This window comes from Streptomyces sp. NPDC087906 (assembly GCF_055584925.1).
This window is the reverse complement of sequence record NZ_JBVJLC010000011.1, coordinates 61,353-76,091: the sequence shown is the minus strand read 5'-3', so window position 1 is coordinate 76,091 and position 14,739 is coordinate 61,353. Positions and strand designations below refer to the sequence as shown.

The 14,739-nt window shown below is 71.3% G+C and carries 17 protein-coding genes and 1 riboswitch; of the genes, 10 read left to right on the top strand and 7 right to left on the bottom strand.

Features of this window, described 5'->3' with window-relative positions; genetic code table 11:
• Position 1: 1 nt before the first annotated feature.
• Together ACZ63I_RS27360 and bioB are read right to left on the bottom strand one after the other, a co-directional pair.
• Positions 2–1,291: an adenosylmethionine--8-amino-7-oxononanoate transaminase gene (locus tag ACZ63I_RS27360; RefSeq protein WP_469341750.1), complete on the bottom strand. Its 1,290-nt coding sequence runs from the start codon at positions 1,289–1,291 to the stop codon at positions 2–4.
• Complete coding sequence (gene bioB, locus ACZ63I_RS27355; protein WP_469341749.1) at positions 1,284–2,420, bottom strand: biotin synthase BioB; 1,137 nt, start codon at positions 2,418–2,420, stop codon at positions 1,284–1,286. The genes ACZ63I_RS27360 and bioB overlap by 8 nt, the downstream gene beginning before the upstream one ends.
• A gap of 156 nt (positions 2,421–2,576) precedes the next feature.
• Here bioB and ACZ63I_RS27350 point away from each other — a divergent pair, with 156 nt between their 5' ends.
• Positions 2,577–3,719, top strand: a complete 1,143-nt coding sequence (locus ACZ63I_RS27350) for an 8-amino-7-oxononanoate synthase (RefSeq protein WP_469341748.1) — start codon at positions 2,577–2,579, stop codon at positions 3,717–3,719.
• Here ACZ63I_RS27350 and ACZ63I_RS27345 read toward each other — a convergent pair.
• Both ACZ63I_RS27345 and ACZ63I_RS27340 read right to left on the bottom strand, forming a co-directional pair.
• Positions 3,713–3,925, bottom strand: coding sequence for a DUF397 domain-containing protein (locus tag ACZ63I_RS27345; RefSeq protein ID WP_469341747.1), 213 nt, complete (start codon positions 3,923–3,925; stop codon positions 3,713–3,715). The genes ACZ63I_RS27350 and ACZ63I_RS27345 overlap by 7 nt on opposite strands.
• An 8-nt stretch (positions 3,926–3,933) precedes the next feature.
• Positions 3,934–4,788 (bottom strand): helix-turn-helix domain-containing protein, encoded by an 855-nt coding sequence (locus tag ACZ63I_RS27340; protein ID WP_469341746.1) that lies wholly within the window; start codon positions 4,786–4,788, stop codon positions 3,934–3,936.
• A gap of 248 nt (positions 4,789–5,036) precedes the next feature.
• On the opposite strand from ACZ63I_RS27340, the gene ACZ63I_RS27335 reads away from it, so the two are divergent.
• Positions 5,037–5,468: an ATP-binding protein gene (locus tag ACZ63I_RS27335; protein WP_469341744.1), complete on the top strand. Its 432-nt coding sequence runs from the start codon at positions 5,037–5,039 to the stop codon at positions 5,466–5,468.
• A gap of 168 nt (positions 5,469–5,636) precedes the next feature.
• Here the strand turns inward: ACZ63I_RS27335 and ACZ63I_RS27330 are convergent, their stop codons facing one another.
• Positions 5,637–6,110, bottom strand: coding sequence for a C40 family peptidase (locus ACZ63I_RS27330; protein WP_469341743.1), 474 nt, complete (start codon positions 6,108–6,110; stop codon positions 5,637–5,639).
• Positions 6,111–6,113: 3 nt separating this feature from the next.
• A riboswitch (cyclic di-AMP (ydaO/yuaA leader) is annotated at positions 6,114–6,284 on the bottom strand.
• A gap of 329 nt (positions 6,285–6,613) precedes the next feature.
• Positions 6,614–7,258, bottom strand: a complete 645-nt coding sequence (locus ACZ63I_RS27325) for an ATP-dependent Clp protease proteolytic subunit (protein WP_469341741.1) — start codon at positions 7,256–7,258, stop codon at positions 6,614–6,616.
• A 69-nt stretch (positions 7,259–7,327) separates the two neighbouring features.
• Between ACZ63I_RS27325 and ACZ63I_RS27320 the strand changes: the two genes are divergently transcribed.
• From ACZ63I_RS27320 to ACZ63I_RS27285, 8 genes are all read left to right on the top strand, one after another.
• Positions 7,328–7,657 (top strand): type II toxin-antitoxin system Phd/YefM family antitoxin, encoded by a 330-nt coding sequence (locus ACZ63I_RS27320; RefSeq protein ID WP_469341740.1) that lies wholly within the window; start codon positions 7,328–7,330, stop codon positions 7,655–7,657.
• An 87-nt stretch (positions 7,658–7,744) separates the two neighbouring features.
• A complete protein-coding gene (locus tag ACZ63I_RS27315) occupies positions 7,745–8,047 on the top strand; it encodes an urease subunit gamma (RefSeq protein WP_041997949.1) in 303 nt (100 codons plus the stop codon).
• Positions 8,048–8,063: 16 nt separating this feature from the next.
• Positions 8,064–8,375, top strand: coding sequence for an urease subunit beta (locus ACZ63I_RS27310; protein ID WP_469341739.1), 312 nt, complete (start codon positions 8,064–8,066; stop codon positions 8,373–8,375).
• Complete coding sequence (locus tag ACZ63I_RS27305) at positions 8,368–10,089, top strand: urease subunit alpha (RefSeq protein ID WP_469341738.1); 1,722 nt, start codon at positions 8,368–8,370, stop codon at positions 10,087–10,089. Before ACZ63I_RS27310 ends, ACZ63I_RS27305 begins: the two co-directional genes overlap by 8 nt.
• The gene (locus tag ACZ63I_RS27300) at positions 10,089–10,751 is read left to right on the top strand and encodes an urease accessory protein UreF (protein ID WP_469341737.1); all 663 of its coding nucleotides are present in this window, start codon (positions 10,089–10,091) and stop codon (positions 10,749–10,751) included. Before ACZ63I_RS27305 ends, ACZ63I_RS27300 begins: the two co-directional genes overlap by 1 nt.
• A gap of 45 nt (positions 10,752–10,796) precedes the next feature.
• Complete coding sequence (gene ureG, locus ACZ63I_RS27295) at positions 10,797–11,498, top strand: urease accessory protein UreG (protein WP_469341736.1); 702 nt, start codon at positions 10,797–10,799, stop codon at positions 11,496–11,498.
• Positions 11,495–12,226, top strand: coding sequence for an urease accessory protein UreD (locus tag ACZ63I_RS27290; RefSeq protein ID WP_469341735.1), 732 nt, complete (start codon positions 11,495–11,497; stop codon positions 12,224–12,226). The genes ureG and ACZ63I_RS27290 overlap by 4 nt, the downstream gene beginning before the upstream one ends.
• A gap of 127 nt (positions 12,227–12,353) precedes the next feature.
• Positions 12,354–13,931 (top strand): alpha/beta hydrolase, encoded by a 1,578-nt coding sequence (locus ACZ63I_RS27285; RefSeq protein WP_469341733.1) that lies wholly within the window; start codon positions 12,354–12,356, stop codon positions 13,929–13,931.
• A 22-nt stretch (positions 13,932–13,953) separates the two neighbouring features.
• Here ACZ63I_RS27285 and ACZ63I_RS27280 read toward each other — a convergent pair whose 3' ends face one another.
• On the bottom strand, positions 13,954–14,682 hold the full coding sequence (locus tag ACZ63I_RS27280) for a lysophospholipid acyltransferase family protein (protein ID WP_469341962.1): 729 nt from the start codon (positions 14,680–14,682) through the stop codon (positions 13,954–13,956).
• Positions 14,683–14,739: the final 57 nt, after the last annotated feature.

The following is a 14,739-nucleotide window of genomic DNA, read 5'->3' as shown; positions in this document are numbered from 1 at the left end:
GTCAGCCCTCCCGCGCCGCCGCCGTCACCGCGCGGCAGATCCGCGCGATGTCGTCGTCACCCGTCACATACGGCGGCATCGTGTAGACGAGATCGCGGAACGGCCGCAGCCATACGCCCGCGCGCACCGCCGCCCGGGTCGCCGCCGCCATGTCCACGTCGTGGTCGAGCTGGACCACCCCGATGGCGCCCAGCACCCGTACGTCACGCACGCCCGGCAGCTCCGCGGCTTCCGCGAGACCTTCGCGCAGGCCCGTGCCGATCCGCTCCACCTCTTTGACCCAGTCCTGGCCGAGCAGCAGGTCGATGGAGGCGCAGGCCACGGCCGAGGCCAGCGGATTGCCCATGAAGGTCGGCCCGTGCGCCAGTACGGGAACGTCGCCGCGCGCGATGCCCTCGGCCACCCCCGCCGTGCACAGCGTCGCCGCCATCGTCAGATAGCCGCCGGTCAGCGCCTTGCCCACGCACATCACATCGGGCGATACCCCGGCCTGGTCGGCGGCGAACAGCGTGCCCGTACGGCCGAAGCCCGTCGCGATCTCGTCGAAGACCAGCAGGACGTCGTGCGCGTCGCACGCCTCCCGCAGCACCCGCAGATACGTGGGGGAGTGGAAGCGCATCCCGCCCGCGCCCTGCACCACCGGCTCCACGATCACCGCCGCCAGTTCGTCCGCGTGCTCGGCGATCAGCGCGCGCAGCCCGTCCGCGTACGTCTCGTCGTACTCGACCGGCGGCACCCCCGCGAACACCTGGCGCGGCAGGACGCCCGACCACAGCTCGTGCATCCCGCCTTCCGGGTCGCAGACCGACATCGGCTGCCAGGTGTCGCCGTGGTAGCCGCCGCGCCAGGTCAGCAGCCGCTGCTTCGCGGGTCTGCCGACCGAACGCCAGTACTGCAGGCACATCTTGACGGCGACCTCGACGGAGACCGAGCCCGAGTCGGCGAGGAACACGTGCCGCAGCGGCTCGGGCGTCATGTCGACCAGCTTCGTGGCGAGCCGTACGGCGGGCTCATGGGTGAGGCCGCCGAACATCACATGGCTCATCCGGTCGAGCTGGCCGTGCGCCGCCTCGTTGAGCACGGGATGGTTGTAGCCGTGGATCGCCGACCACCAGGACGCCATCCCGTCGACCAACTCGCGCTGCCCGTGCGCCGGTTCGGCGAGCCGTAGCCGTACGCCCGACGCGGACTCCACGACCAGCGGGTCCGTACGGCCCGGCATCGGGCCGTACGGGTGCCAGACGTGCGCCCGGTCGAGCGCGAGCAGTTCGGCCGGGGCGAGATCAGGCATTGGGTGCGAGATCCGTACCGGCTCCGCGGCGGCGCACCGAGACCAGGTCCTTGCGCGAAGGCGCCGGAGCCGCGTCGGCCAGCGGCTCGTCGGCCACGGCGGCGGCAGGCGCGGCGCACCCGCCCGCGCGGTGTTCCGGCAGGGTCGTCGTCTCCGCGCCCTCCACCTCGAAACCGGCGTCCGCGATCATCTCCAGGTCGGCCTTGCCCTCCTGGCCCTCGGTGGTCAGATAGTCGCCGAGGAAGATCGAGTTGACCAGGTGCAGCGCGAGCGGCTGCATCGAGCGCAACTGCACCTCACGGCCGCCGGCCAGCCTGACCTCGACGTCGGGGCAGATGAACCGGGTCATGGCGAGGATCCGCAGGCAGCGCTGCGGGGTGAGGTTCCACTCGGCGGCGAGCGGCGTGCCCTCCACCGGGATGAGGAAGTTGACCGGCACCGAGTCCGGGTCGAGCGCGCGCAGCGAGAAGACGACATCCACCAGATCGGCGTCGCTCTCGCCCATGCCGGCGATCAGCCCGGAGCAGGCGGACAGCCCGGCCGCCTGGGCGTGCCGCACGGTCTCGACCCGGTCGGCGTAGGTGTGCGTGGTCGTGATGTCCCCGTACGTCCCCTCGGACGTGTTGAGGTTGTGGTTGTACGCGTCGGCGCCCGCGGCCCGCAGCCGCTCGCCCTGGCCCTCCGAGAGCAGCCCCAGGCACGCGCAGACCTCGACGCCCTCGTTCTGCTCCTTGATGGCCTTGATCGTGCCGGACACCCGCTCCACGTCGCGGTCGGTCGGACCGCGCCCGCTGGCGACCAGGCAGACCCGCTTGGCGCCGCCCGCCACCCCGGCGGCAGCGGCCTTCGACGCCTCTTCCGGCTTCAGCCAGGTGTACTTGAGGATCTCGGCGGTCGAGCCGAGCCGCTGCGAGCAGTACGAGCAGTCCTCGGGGCACAGCCCGGACTTGAGGTTGACCAGGTAGTTGAGTTTCACCCGCCGGCCGAACCACTGGCGGCGCACCTTGCCCGCGGCAGCGACCACCTCCAGCAGGTCGTCGTCGGAGGTCGCCAGCACGGCGAGCGCTTCTTCGCGGGTCGGCGGCTCGCGCCGCAGGCCCTTCTCCACCAGCGTGTTCAGCAGGTCCATAGGGCCGATCTTCGCCTACCTCCGCACCCTGATGCCAGGGTGGAATCTGACAACTCCGCCACTTCGAAGTGTGGGTATGGCCACACCCTGTCCTGGTCCGGCCGGGTTTAGGGTCTGTGCGCAGCCTACAAAAGGACCTACGGAGGGACCGGACCCATGGAGCAGGACCCCTTCGACTGGACCGACGGGGCGGCGCGCGCCCGCGAGGCGTCGGGCCTGGTCCGTACGCTCCGGCCGCGGCCGGCCGATTCCCCGCTGCTCGACCTCGCGAGCAACGACTACCTGGGCCTCGCCCGGCATCCCGCCACCACCGGCGCCGCCGCCGAGGCCGCCCGCCGCTGGGGCGCCGGCGCCACCGGCTCACGGCTGGTGACCGGCAGCACCGAACTGCACGCGGAGCTGGAGGCCGAACTGGCCGCGTTCTGCGGATTCGAGGCGGCGCTCGTGCTGTCGTCCGGTTACGCGGCCAACCTCGCCGCGCTGACCGCGCTGACCGCGCGCGGCTCGCTGCTGCTGTCCGACGCGGGCAACCACGCCTCGATCGTGGACGGCTGCCGGCTCTCCCGCGCCGAGACCGTCGTCGTCCCGCACAGCGAGCCGGAAGCGGTACGCAAGACGCTGGAGGCCGAGCGCGGCAGGCGCGCGCTGGTGGTCAGCGACGGGGTGTTCTCGGTGGACGGCGACGCGGCGCCGCTGCGCGAGCTGGTAGCCGTCTGCCGAAGTCTCGGAGCCGCGCTGGTCGTTGACGACGCGCACGGGTTCGGGGTGCTGGGCGCGGGCGGCAGGGGAGCGCTGGACGCGGCCGGTGTCGCCGGCGCGCCCGGGGTTGTCGCCACCCTCACGCTGTCCAAGTCGCTGGGCAGCCAGGGCGGTGCGATCCTCGGCCCGGCCCGGGTCATCGACCATCTGGTCAACGCCGCCCGTACGTTCATCTTCGACACCGGCCTCGCCCCAGCGGCCGTGGGCGGCGCGCTGGCGAGCCTGCGGCTGCTGCGCGCGGAGCCCGCTCTCGCCGGGCGCGCGAGAGAGGTGGCGCGCACGCTGCACGGTCGGCTGACCGCCGAAGGTCTGACCGCCGTACGTCCGGACGCCGCCGTCGTCTCCGTACAGGCGCCGTCGCCCGAGGCGGCGTTGCGCTGGGCCGCGGACTGCCGGGCCGCAGGTGTGTCGGTCGGCTGCTTCCGGCCGCCCTCGGTGCCGGACGGCATCTCCCGTATCCGGCTCACCGCGCGCGCCGACCTGACGGAGCGTCAGATCGACACGGCGGTCGGCACGATCGTGTCGGTCGCGGCTCAGTAGGCCGACCCCGGCACCTCCCCGCGCAGGGCCGACACGAAACAGCTCCAGGCTTCGGCGGAGAAGGACAGATGCGGGCGGGTCACGTTCTTCGAATCACGAACGGCGAGTTCGCCCGCGCCTTTGCGGGCCGTCTCCACGCAGTTGTTCATCCCTACGCTGCGGCTGCTCCGCCGCCAAGCCGCGGGGTGTGGGGGGTTAGCGGTCATGATGCTCCCTAAACGCCGTCACCGATCCCGGCGATGAGATCCAGCGAATCATCAGGCGAAAGGGCATGCGCCTCCAGGGTGCGGAACGCGGCGCAGTACGCCTCAAGGTCTTCTTCCCGCTCCAAATAAAGGCTACTCGTCAAGTGGTCGAGAACGACCAAATCCAGATCGGTAATGTTCGGGAAAGAGAAGATGACGAAAGGGCCGGTCAGGCCGACATGGCCGCCGACGCTGAACGGCAGCACCTGGAGCCGGATGTGGGGCAGCTCGGCGAGTTTCCGCAAGGTCCACAACTGCTCGCGCATCACCCCGGGCCCGCCCACCTCGCGCCGCAGCACCGCCTCGTCCAGCACCGCGTGCAGCGCCAGCGGATCCGGCGCGCGCAGCACCTCCTGGCGGGCGAGCCGCACCTCCACCAGCGAGTCGACCGTCGTGGCCGGCGGGCCGTCCAGCGCCGCCCGGGTGACCGCTCGGGCGTAACCGGGCGTCTGCAGCAGCCCCGGCACCACCGATGTCTCCAGCGTGCGCGCCGTGCGGGCCTGCGACTCCAGGCTGATGAAGTCCCGGTACCGGGGCGGGATCACCCCGCCGTACGCCTGCCACCACCCCTGGCCGCCGCCCGCAGCGCCCGCCAAGGTGCCGAGCAGGGAACGCAGTCGGCTGTCGGTGACCCCCAACGCGTCCAGCAGCCTGGGCAGATCCGCGTCCTTCACGCCGCTGACGCCCGTCTCGATCCGGCTCACCTTCGACTGGTGCCAGCCGAGCAGCCGCGCGGTCTCGTCGCTGGTGAGACCGGCCTCGCGGCGCAGTCTGCGTAACTCCTCGCCGAGTCTGCGGCGGCGCACCGCAGGACCGTTGCGCATGATCAACTCCCCTTCTCCGCCCCCGTTTCGGCCATATCGCGGAGAAGGTATCTTTCGGCCGCCCAAATACGCTCTCGCGTCGCAGAGTTCACCGCTTCGAGCGACAGATATATGCATATCTCGGTGGATTGGTCGGGGCAGGGGCACGATGAGTGGCACTCTGACGCGGAGGACGGATCCGGAGCCCTCCGCGCAGTCAACCGTTCTGTGCCGGATATCGGATCCGGCGGGAAAGGGACAGCCTCGCCATGGCAGACCATCAAGAAGCATCCGTCACCCTGCCGAGTGATCCGGTCTCGGTGCCGGCCGCTCGCAGATACGTCGCCGACATCCTCGCCGAATGGGGCCTGCCCGGCGGGGCGGAAACCGCTGAAACGGTCCGCCTGATCGTCTCGGAGCTGGCGACCAACGCCGTCCAGCACACCTTCGGCCAGTCACCCACCTTCACGGTGGACATCCGCCTCGAACGGCACGAGCAACTGCGGATCGGCGTCACGGACAGCCATCCCCGCTGGCCGCAGCGGCTACCGGCAGCGGTCCAGCAGGACAACGGCCGCGGCATGGTCATCATCCGCTGGCTCGCGGCCGAATGCGGCGGCCGGATGAGTGTCGTCCCGACGGCGGAGGGCGGCAAGACGGTCTGGATCGCCCTGCCGTGGCCCGTCGTCGTACCGACCTGAGCGCCGCGGACCCAGGCCTGTAGATCAGCCCCCGCGCGTACCGTGCCCCCCGCGCGTACCGTGCTCGCCGTTCGGCCCAGCGCCCGCCGTCCGGCTCAGCACCCGCCTCTCGGCCCGGCGCACCCGCCCGGCCCGGCGCACCCGCCCGGCCCGGCGCACCCGCCCGGCTCAGCGCACCCGGCCGTACCAGACGCTCTTGGACCAGATCCGCTCCAGCCGCACCACGGCGCCCGTCTTGGGGGAGTGCCAGATCTTGCCGCTGCCCGCGTAGATCCCCACGTGGTAGACCCTGCGCCCGGAATGGAAGAACACCAGGTCGCCCTGGCGCCGTCCGGCGGCCGAGACATGCCTGGTGTTGTTGTACTGCTGCTGTGTCGTGCGCGGGAGCTTCTTCCCCGCCTTCTTGTACGAATACAGCGTCAGCCCCGAGCAGTCGAAGCGTCTAGGCCCCGAAGCGCCCCACTGGTAGGGCGCGCCCTTCTTCGACGCGGCGATCTGCAGCGCCTTCGTCGCCAGCGTGGCCGCGTGCGCCTCGGCGGCCGCACCCGGCGCCAGGAGCATGCCGCCCACGGCGACGAGCGTCAGACCCGAGACGGTACGGGCCCGCGAGAGCAAGGACGGGACATGTGTCTGCGCAGTCATGCGCAACCCTTCGTCAGCCGCCTGTGAAGGATGACCTGTCGGGTTCGGGCTGGCGAAGTTGCCCGGCCGCCGCGGCGGCTTCACCCCGAGGGAGACTCGTTTCCGGGCCGTCCCGTACTGCTCGGGTCCTCCACTCCTGCCGATCCACTCGTGTCGACCAGGCATCCGGACGGCGGCAGGACTCGGCGTCCGCCCGGACCGCCCCGCCGTGGTGGCGGGGTCTTGCGACCTGTCACCCAGGGATCGTGTCCCGGCACGGGGCGTTTTCCGAGTTGAAATAGTGATATGTGAAATACGTCACTTTTGACCCATCCGGTGCGCGAGGTGACGACCAGCCACCGCCCGCGCCCCGCCGCCGAGGGCCCGACCTGCGACGCGAGCGCGGCGCGCCGGGCAAACCCCCGGCGCATCCCGCAACTCGCGCCCGTCAACCCGCCGCCGGGTCTCCTACGCCGAACGTGCGGGGCGTGTCGCCGCCGGAGCGGCCGAACGGGTGGCGCGGATCACCGTCCGCGGGCGGGTCCCGGAACGCTCAGCGACGCCTTGCGGTTGCGGACCACGTGGTCGACCAGTCCGTACGCCTGGGCGCCGGCCGCGTCGAAGACCGTGTCCCGCTCGATGTCGGCTGCCACCCGCTCGTCGTCCTGGCCGGTGTGGCGTACGAGGATCCCGGCGAGCATGGCGCGCTGGCGCAGCAACTCCTCGGCGTGGATCGCCAGGTCGGACGGCTGGCCCTGGACGGGTTCCTCGAAGCCGGGCTGCTGGAGCACGACCCGGGCGCCCGGCAGCGCCATCCGCTTGCCGGGGGCGCCCGCTGCCAGCAGCACGGCCGCGGTGGAGACCGCCTGGCCGAGGCAGGCGGTCTCCACGTCGCAGGTGATCATCTGCAGCGTGTCGTAGACGGCCGACATGGCGCTGATCGAGCCGCCGGGCGAGTTGATGTACAGGCAGATGTCCCGGTCCGGCGCCGCGTATTCGAGATGCAGGAGCTGGGCGATCACGTCGTTGGCCGAGGTGTCGTCGAGTGCGGTGCCGAGGAAGATGATCCGCTCCTCGAAGAGCTTGGAGTACGGGTCGAGCGTGCGGGTCCCGTTGCTGGTCCGCTCGGAGAACTCGGGCAGGACGTAGCGGGCCGAAGGGCGGTTCATGGGCATGGCTCTCCTCGTGCGGCGCTCTGTAAAAAATGTACAGGATGTACAACGCGTACCCTGGGGAGCATGGCCTACGAGATTCCGGTGACGCAAGCCCGCGCAGAGCTGGCAGACCTGATCAACCGCGTCGTCTACGGGGACGAGCGCGTGGTCGTGACCCGGCACGGCAAACCGCTCGTGGCCCTGGTGTCCGCCGCCGACCTGGCGCGACTTGAGCGCGAAGAGGCGCAGGAGCAGGAGCAGGATCAGCAGCGGGAGCGCGAAGAGGAGCAGGTGATCCGGTCCGTCTCGTCCGTCGGCCCGGGGCCGTCAGCTCCCGGCGAACCGGCCCGCTTCGGCATCGCCGCCCACCACGCGGGCCAGCACCGCTCCGAGCACCCCCGTGACCAGCGGTAGAGCATGATCAGTTAACGCGCCGGAAAAACTTCGCCTCTAACCTGCAATGTCCGGCCATCCACGGGCCGGACACGGTGAGGTGGAGACATGCAACTGACCCCGCACGAGCAGGAACGCCTGCTCATCCATGTGGCAGCGGACGTGGCGGAGAAGCGCAGGGCGCGCGGACTCCGGCTCAACCACCCCGAGGCCGTCGCCCTGATCACCTCACATCTCCTCGAAGGCGCCAGGGACGGCCGTACCGTCGCCGAACTGATGGCCTCGGGCCGTACGGTGCTCGGCCGCGCCGACGTGATGGACGGCATCCCCGAGATGATCCACGAAGTGCAGGTGGAGGCCACCTTCCCGGACGGCACGAAGCTCGTCACCGTCCATGACCCGATCGTCTGACGGCAAGGAACCGCCCGTGATTCCCGGAGAGATCCTGTACGGCGACGGGGACATCGTCCTCAACGAGGGCCGCGACACCACCGCGCTCACCGTCGTCAACGTGGCCGACCGGCCCGTCCAGATCGGCTCGCACTACCACTTCGCCGAGGTCAACCCCGGCCTCGACTTCGACCGCGCCGCGGCGCACGGCAAGCGGCTGAACATCGCGGCGGGCACCGCCGTCCGCTTCGAACCCGGCATCCCCGTCGACATCACACTCGTCCCGCTCGCCGGACTGCGTATCGTCCCCGGCCTGCGGGCGCAGACCGGAGGTCCCCTCGATGGCTGAGCTCTCCCGCCCGGTGTACGCCGACCTGTTCGGCCCCACCACCGGCGACCGGGTCCGGCTCGCCGACACCGATCTGCTCGTCGAGATCGAGGAGGACCGCAGCGGCGGTCCAGGACTCGCGGGCGACGAGGCGGTGTTCGGCGGCGGCAAGGTGATCCGCGAGTCGATGGGCCAGTCCCGTACGACCCGGGCGCAGGGCGCCCCGGACACCGTGATCACCGGCGCGCTCGTCATCGACCACTGGGGGATCGTCAAGGCCGACATCGGCATCAGGGACGGCCGGATCACCGGCGTCGGCAAGGCGGGCAACCCCGACACGATGGACGGGGTGCACCCCGATCTCGTCATCGGGCCGGAGACCGAGGTCATCGCGGGCAACGGCAAGATCGTCACGGCCGGCGCCATCGACGCGCACGTCCACTTCATCTCGCCGACCCTGGTCGACCAGGCGCTGTCGGCCGGGATCACCACCCTCGTCGGCGGCGGCACCGGACCCGCCGAAGGCACCAAGGCCACCACCATCACCCCTGGCCCCTGGCATCTGGCCCGGATGTTCGAGGCGTTGGAGACCTTCCCCGTCAACATCGGGCTGCTCGGCAAGGGCAACACGATGTCGAGCGACGCCATGCACTCCCAACTGCGCGGCGGAGCCCTCGGATTCAAGATCCATGAGGACTGGGGCGCCACCCCCGCCGTCATCGACGCCTGCCTGCGCGTCTGCGAGGAGACCGGCGCCCAGCTCGCCCTGCACACCGACACGCTGAACGAGGCCGGTTTCGTCGCCGACACCCTCGCCGCCATCGCGGGCCGCACCGTGCACGCCTACCACACCGAGGGCGCGGGCGGCGGGCACGCACCCGACATCATCACCGTCGTCTCCGAGCCGCACATCCTGCCCAGCTCCACCAACCCGACCCGGCCGCACACCGTCAACACCATCGAGGAACACCTCGACATGCTGATGGTGTGCCACCACCTCAACCCTGCGGTCCCCGAGGACCTGGCCTTCGCCGAGTCCCGGATCCGGCCCTCCACCATCGCGGCCGAGGACATCCTGCACGACCTCGGCGCCATCTCGATCATCTCCTCCGACGCCCAGGCCATGGGCCGGATCGGCGAGGTGATCATGCGCACCTGGCAGACCGCGCACGTGATGAAGAAGCGCCGGGGCGCGCTGGCAGGCGACGGCCGGGCCGACAACCACCGGGTCCGCCGCTATGTCGCCAAATACACCATCAACCCGGCGGTGGCGCAGGGGCTCGACCAGGAGATCGGCTCGGTCGAGACCGGCAAACTCGCCGACCTCGTCCTCTGGGACCCCGCCTTCTTCGGCGTGAAGCCGCAACTCGTCATCAAGGGCGGCCAGATCGCCTACGCGCAGATGGGCGACGCCAACGCCTCCATCCCCACGCCCCAACCCGTGCTGCCACGGCCGATGTTCGGCGCGCTCGGCCGGGCGGCGGCGGCCGGCTCCGTCAACTTCGTCTCGCAGCCGGCGCTGGACGACGGACTGCCCGAACGCCTCGCCCTGCACAAGGAGTTCAAGGCCATCTCCAGCACCCGGCAGGTCACCAAGGCCGACATGCGGGAGAACGACGCGCTGCCCCGCGTCGAGGTCGACGCCGACACCTTCACCGTCACCATCGACGGCGAGCCGGTCGAGCCCGCCCCCGCCGTCGAACTCCCCCTCGCCCAGCGTTACTTCCTCTTCTGATGAGCCGCGCGGCGCTGCTGGTCCTCGCCGACGGGCGGTTCCCCGCCGGGGGCCACGCCCACTCCGGCGGCGCCGAGGCGGCCGTCAAGGCGGGGCGGATCCATGACGCCGCGACCCTCGCGGCCTTCTGCCGGGGCAGGCTGCACACCGCAGGCCTGACCGCCGCCGCGCTCGCCGCGGCGGCGGCCCACGGCATCGACCCCCTCGCGCTCGACGAGGCGGCCGACGCCCGTACCCCGTCGCCCGCCCTGCGGGCGACCGCGCGCAAACTCGGCCGACAGTTCATGCGCGCCGCCCGCGCCACCTGGCCGGGCGATGAGCTGGACGCACTCGCCGCCGCCCGGCCGCGCGGCGCGCACCAGCCGGTGGTCCTCGGACTCACCGCGCGCACCGCCGGGCTTACCCCCGAGGACGCCGGGCACTGCGCGGCGTACGAGAGCGTCAGCGGCCCCGCCACCGCCGTCGTACGCCTGCTCAGCCTCGACCCGTTCCAGGCCACCGCCGTGCTCGCCCGGCTCGCCCCCGAACTCGACCAGGTCGCCGCACGGGCCGCGCGCGCCGCCTACGACGGCATCGAAGCGCTGCCCGCCGCCTCGGCGCCGCTCCTCGACATCGCGGCGGAGGCCCACGCCGCCTGGCCGGTACGGCTGTTCGCCTCGTAGCGGCGGTCCCACCGAACACGCACCACCGAAAGAAGGAGCCGCACCATGCATCTCGACCACCCCCAGCCGGGTCCCGGCGCCGTCAGCGCCGACGCCGTACGGTCCGACGGCACCCGGCGCGCCCTGCGCATCGGGCTCGGCGGCCCGGTCGGCTCCGGCAAGACGGCGACCGTCGCCGCGCTCTGCCGGGTCCTGCGCGACCAGCTTTCCCTCGCCGTCGTCACCAACGACATCTACACCCGCGAGGACGCCGAATTCCTGCTCCGCAACGCCGTCCTGCCGCCCGAGCGCATCCAGGCGGTCGAGACGGGCGCCTGCCCGCACACCGCGATCCGCGACGACATCTCCGCCAACCTCGAAGCCGTCGAGGACCTGGAGCACGCCGTGGGACCGCTCGACCTGATCCTCGTCGAGTCCGGCGGTGACAACCTGACGGCGACCTTCTCCAAAGGGCTGGTCGACGCGCAGATCTTCGTCATCGACGTGGCCGGCGGCGACGACATCCCGCGCAAGGGCGGCCCCGGCGTCAGCACCGCCGACCTGCTCGTCATCAACAAGACCGACCTCGCCCCGCACGTCGGCTCCGACCTCGGCAGGATGGCCCGCGACGCCAAGGAGCAGCGCGGCGAACTCCCCGTCGTCCTCACCTCGTTGAAGTCGCTGCACGGCGCGCCCGGCGAGGCGCTCGACGGGGTGCGGCCCGTCGCCGACTGGGTACGCGCACAGCTCGCGGCCTGGGCCGCGTGAGCGTCCGGGCCACCGCCCGGATCGTCGCCGCACCGGACGGGCTGCCCGTGCTGCACGGGGAAGGACCACTCGCCCTGCGCCGCACCCGCGCCACCGGGCCAGGCATCCGGGTCACCGTCGTCGGCGCGATGACAGCGCCGCTCGGCGGCGACCGGCTCACCATCGAGGTGGACGTACGGGACGGCGCCGTACTGACCGTGGACGCGGCGGCGGCGACCGTCGCGCTGCCCGGCCGCACCGCCGAACACGCCCGCTACGACCTGCGGTTGACGGTCGGCGACGGCGCCACGCTCAACTGGCTGCCCCAGCAGATCATCTCCGTGCGCGGCAGCGACCTGCGCACCCGCACCGAAGCCGACATCGCGGCCGGCGGCCGGCTCGTGCTGCGCGAGGAGCAGATCCTCGGCCGGCACGGCGAGGAGTCCGGCACCCTCACCAGCAGGCTCGCCGTCCGGTACGCCGGACGCCCGCTCCTCGACCAGGAGTTGGCGTACGGTCCTGGCGCACCCGGCGGCTGGGCGGGCCCCGCCGTCCTCGGCGGCCACCGGGCCGCGGGCCAGTTGCTGCTCGCCGGGCCGGAGTTCGCGGAGAAACCCCAGGAGGCCCTGCTGCTCGGCGACACCGCCGTCCGCACCCCGCTCGCCGGACCTGGCGCGCTGGTCACAGCGGTGGCGGCGGACGCCAGGCTGCTGCGCCGGGTGCTCGACGAGGCGCTGTGCGAGCGCTGAAAAGATCAGTTCGGTAAAAAAATCGTCCCACAGCCTGTACCCAGCAAGGTCACAGACGAAAGGATCCCGGGGAGCCCAACGGACACGCGCTGCCACGAGCGGCGCACCACACAGGGGGAGGATCCACTTGAGACGCACAGCAGTGCTCGGTTCGGCCGGCACTCTGCTCGCGGGCGCGCTCATAGCCGGCGCCGTGGCCGCCCCGTCGGCCACAGCCGACGGACGCCATCACGACAACTCGGCCGCGTACGGCGCGAAAATAGCCGCCGAGCGAGCCGCGAAGACGGGCATCGCCTGGCAGGACTGCCCCGCCGACTGGGGCATCGCCAAGGGCATCCAGTGCGGCTGGGTGAGCGTTCCGCTCGACTACACCAAGCCGAACGGCAAGCAGATCAAGCTCGCCGTCGACCGGATCGGCAACACCGGTACGGCGGCGGAGCGCCAAGGCGCGCTCATCTACAACCCGGGCGGCCCCGGCGGCTCCGGCATGGCGTTCCCCGCCAGGGTCGTCAACAAGAACGCCATCTGGGCGAGCGCGGCGAAGGCGTACGACTTCGTCGGCTTCGACCCGCGCGGCGTCGGCCACTCGTCGCCCATCTCCTGCATCGACCCGCAGGAGTACGTCAAGGCGCCGAAGCTCGACCCGCGGCCCGGCAGCGAGGCGGACAAGCGCGCCCAGCGCAAGCTCGCCGCCGAGTACGCGGACGGCTGCAAGGAGCGCAGCGGTTGGATGCTGCCGCACATGACGACGCCCAACACGGCACGCGACCTGGATGTCATCAGGGCCGGGCTCGGCGAGAAGAAGCTCAACTACCTGGGTGTCTCCTACGGGACGTACCTGGGCGCCGTCTACGGCACGCTCTTCCCGTCGCACGTCCGGCGCATGGTCGTCGACAGCGTCGTCAACCCGTCGAAGGAGAAGATCTGGTACCAGGCCAACCTGGACCAGGACGTCGCCTTCGAGGGCCGGTTCGCCGACTGGATGACCTGGGTCGCCAAGAACGACGCGGTCTTCCACATCGGCACGACCAGGGCAAAGGTCGCCGCGGAGTACGAGACGCTGCGCGCCGCCGCCAAGAAGGCGCCGTTCGGCGGGGTCGTCGGACCCAACGAGCTGGACGTGCTGTTCCAGGGCGCCGCGTACTACGACTCGAGCTGGGTCCCGACCGCGGACGTCTGGAGCAAGTTCCGGGAAGGCGACACCCAGGCACTGGTCGACGCGGCCGGTCCTGACCTGTCGAACACGGCGGGCAACATCTCCGCCGAGAACGGCAACGCGGTCTACACCGCCGTCGAGTGCGCCGACGCCAAGTGGCCCACGAGCTGGCAGAAGTGGGACCGGGACAACACCCGCCTCAACCGCGACTACCCGTTCCTCACCTGGGGCAACGCCTGGCTGAACCTGCCGTGCGCGACCTGGGGCGTCAAGCAGCAGACCCCGCTGACGGTGAAGACCGGCAAGGGCCTGCCGCCGGTGCTGATCGCGCAGTCCACCCGGGACGCCGCCACGCCGTACGCGGGCGCCGTCGAACTGCACAAGCGGTTCAAGGGCTCGCGGCTGATCACGGAACAGGACGCCGGATCGCACGGCATCACCAACCTGGTGAATCCGTGTATCAACGGCAAGGTCGAGGCGTACCTGCTCAAGGGCACGCTCGACCGGCACGACGCGACGTGCGGCCCGCACGCCACGCCGGTGCCGTAGGCGCTGTAGTGGGTTAAGAGCGTCAGTCAGTACGGCGGGGGCGTCCGGCGCGAGCCGGGCGCCCCCGTTTCTGTCCGCTCTGCTCGGCCTTCACATCGGCCGCGTAGCGGTCCACGTACTCCTGCCCGGACAGCGCGAGGATCTCGTACATGATCTCGTCGGTGACGGCCCGGATCGCCGCCTTCTCGTTCTCCAGGCCCGCGTAGCGCGAGAACTCCAGCGGCTTGCCGAAGCGGATGGTGACCCGGCCGATCCGGGGGAGCTTGCGCCCCGGAGGCTGGAGCTCGAACGTGCCCACCATGGCGCACGGCACCACCGGCACCCCGGCGCTGATCGCCATCACGGCGACCCCCACCTTGCCCTTGTACAGGCGGCCGTCGAGCGACCTGGTGCCCTCCGGGTAGATCCCCAGCAACTCGCCCCTGGAGAGCACCCCCAGCCCCTCGCGGATGGCCGCCTTGCCCGCCTCCTTGCCCGAGCGGTCCACCGGGATCTGACCGATGCTCCGGAAGAAGAAGGCGGTGAGCCGCCCCTTGGGGCCGCGCCCGGTGAAGTACTCCGCCTTGGCCAGGAAGGTGATGCGGCGCTTGAGCATCGTCGGCATCAAGAAGTGGTCGGAGAACGAGAGATGGTTGCCGGCGACGATCGCCGCCCCGTCCGCGGGGATATGTTCCAGACCCTCGATCCTCGGCCGGAACAAACCTCGCAACAGCGGGCCTAGCAGGACGTACTTGAGCACGTAGTAGAACACGGCGTTGTGCTCCTCACTCTGCCGGACCGGGACCGAGTGGTCCTCGCACAGGTTCAT

What these genes read in the sequence shown, in the direction of transcription:
- ACZ63I_RS27345 (WP_469341747.1), bottom strand. Translation starts at nt 3,925, where the DNA reads ATGACCGCTAACCCCCCACACCCCGCGGCTTGGCGGCGGAGCAGCCGC.
- ACZ63I_RS27305 (WP_469341738.1), top strand. Translation starts at nt 8,368, where the DNA reads ATGGCTGAGCTCTCCCGCCCGGTGTACGCCGACCTGTTCGGCCCCACC.
- ACZ63I_RS27360 (WP_469341750.1), bottom strand. Translation starts at nt 1,291, where the DNA reads ATGCCTGATCTCGCCCCGGCCGAACTGCTCGCGCTCGACCGGGCGCAC.
- ureG (WP_469341736.1), top strand. Translation starts at nt 10,797, where the DNA reads ATGCATCTCGACCACCCCCAGCCGGGTCCCGGCGCCGTCAGCGCCGAC.
- ACZ63I_RS27300 (WP_469341737.1), top strand. Translation starts at nt 10,089, where the DNA reads ATGAGCCGCGCGGCGCTGCTGGTCCTCGCCGACGGGCGGTTCCCCGCC.
- ACZ63I_RS27335 (WP_469341744.1), top strand. Translation starts at nt 5,037, where the DNA reads ATGGCAGACCATCAAGAAGCATCCGTCACCCTGCCGAGTGATCCGGTC.
- ACZ63I_RS27350 (WP_469341748.1), top strand. Translation starts at nt 2,577, where the DNA reads ATGGAGCAGGACCCCTTCGACTGGACCGACGGGGCGGCGCGCGCCCGC.
- ACZ63I_RS27320 (WP_469341740.1), top strand. Translation starts at nt 7,328, where the DNA reads ATGGCCTACGAGATTCCGGTGACGCAAGCCCGCGCAGAGCTGGCAGAC.
- ACZ63I_RS27315 (WP_041997949.1), top strand. Translation starts at nt 7,745, where the DNA reads ATGCAACTGACCCCGCACGAGCAGGAACGCCTGCTCATCCATGTGGCA.
- bioB (WP_469341749.1), bottom strand. Translation starts at nt 2,420, where the DNA reads ATGGACCTGCTGAACACGCTGGTGGAGAAGGGCCTGCGGCGCGAGCCG.
- ACZ63I_RS27340 (WP_469341746.1), bottom strand. Translation starts at nt 4,788, where the DNA reads ATGCGCAACGGTCCTGCGGTGCGCCGCCGCAGACTCGGCGAGGAGTTA.
- ACZ63I_RS27325 (WP_469341741.1), bottom strand. Translation starts at nt 7,258, where the DNA reads ATGAACCGCCCTTCGGCCCGCTACGTCCTGCCCGAGTTCTCCGAGCGG.
- ACZ63I_RS27330 (WP_469341743.1), bottom strand. Translation starts at nt 6,110, where the DNA reads ATGACTGCGCAGACACATGTCCCGTCCTTGCTCTCGCGGGCCCGTACC.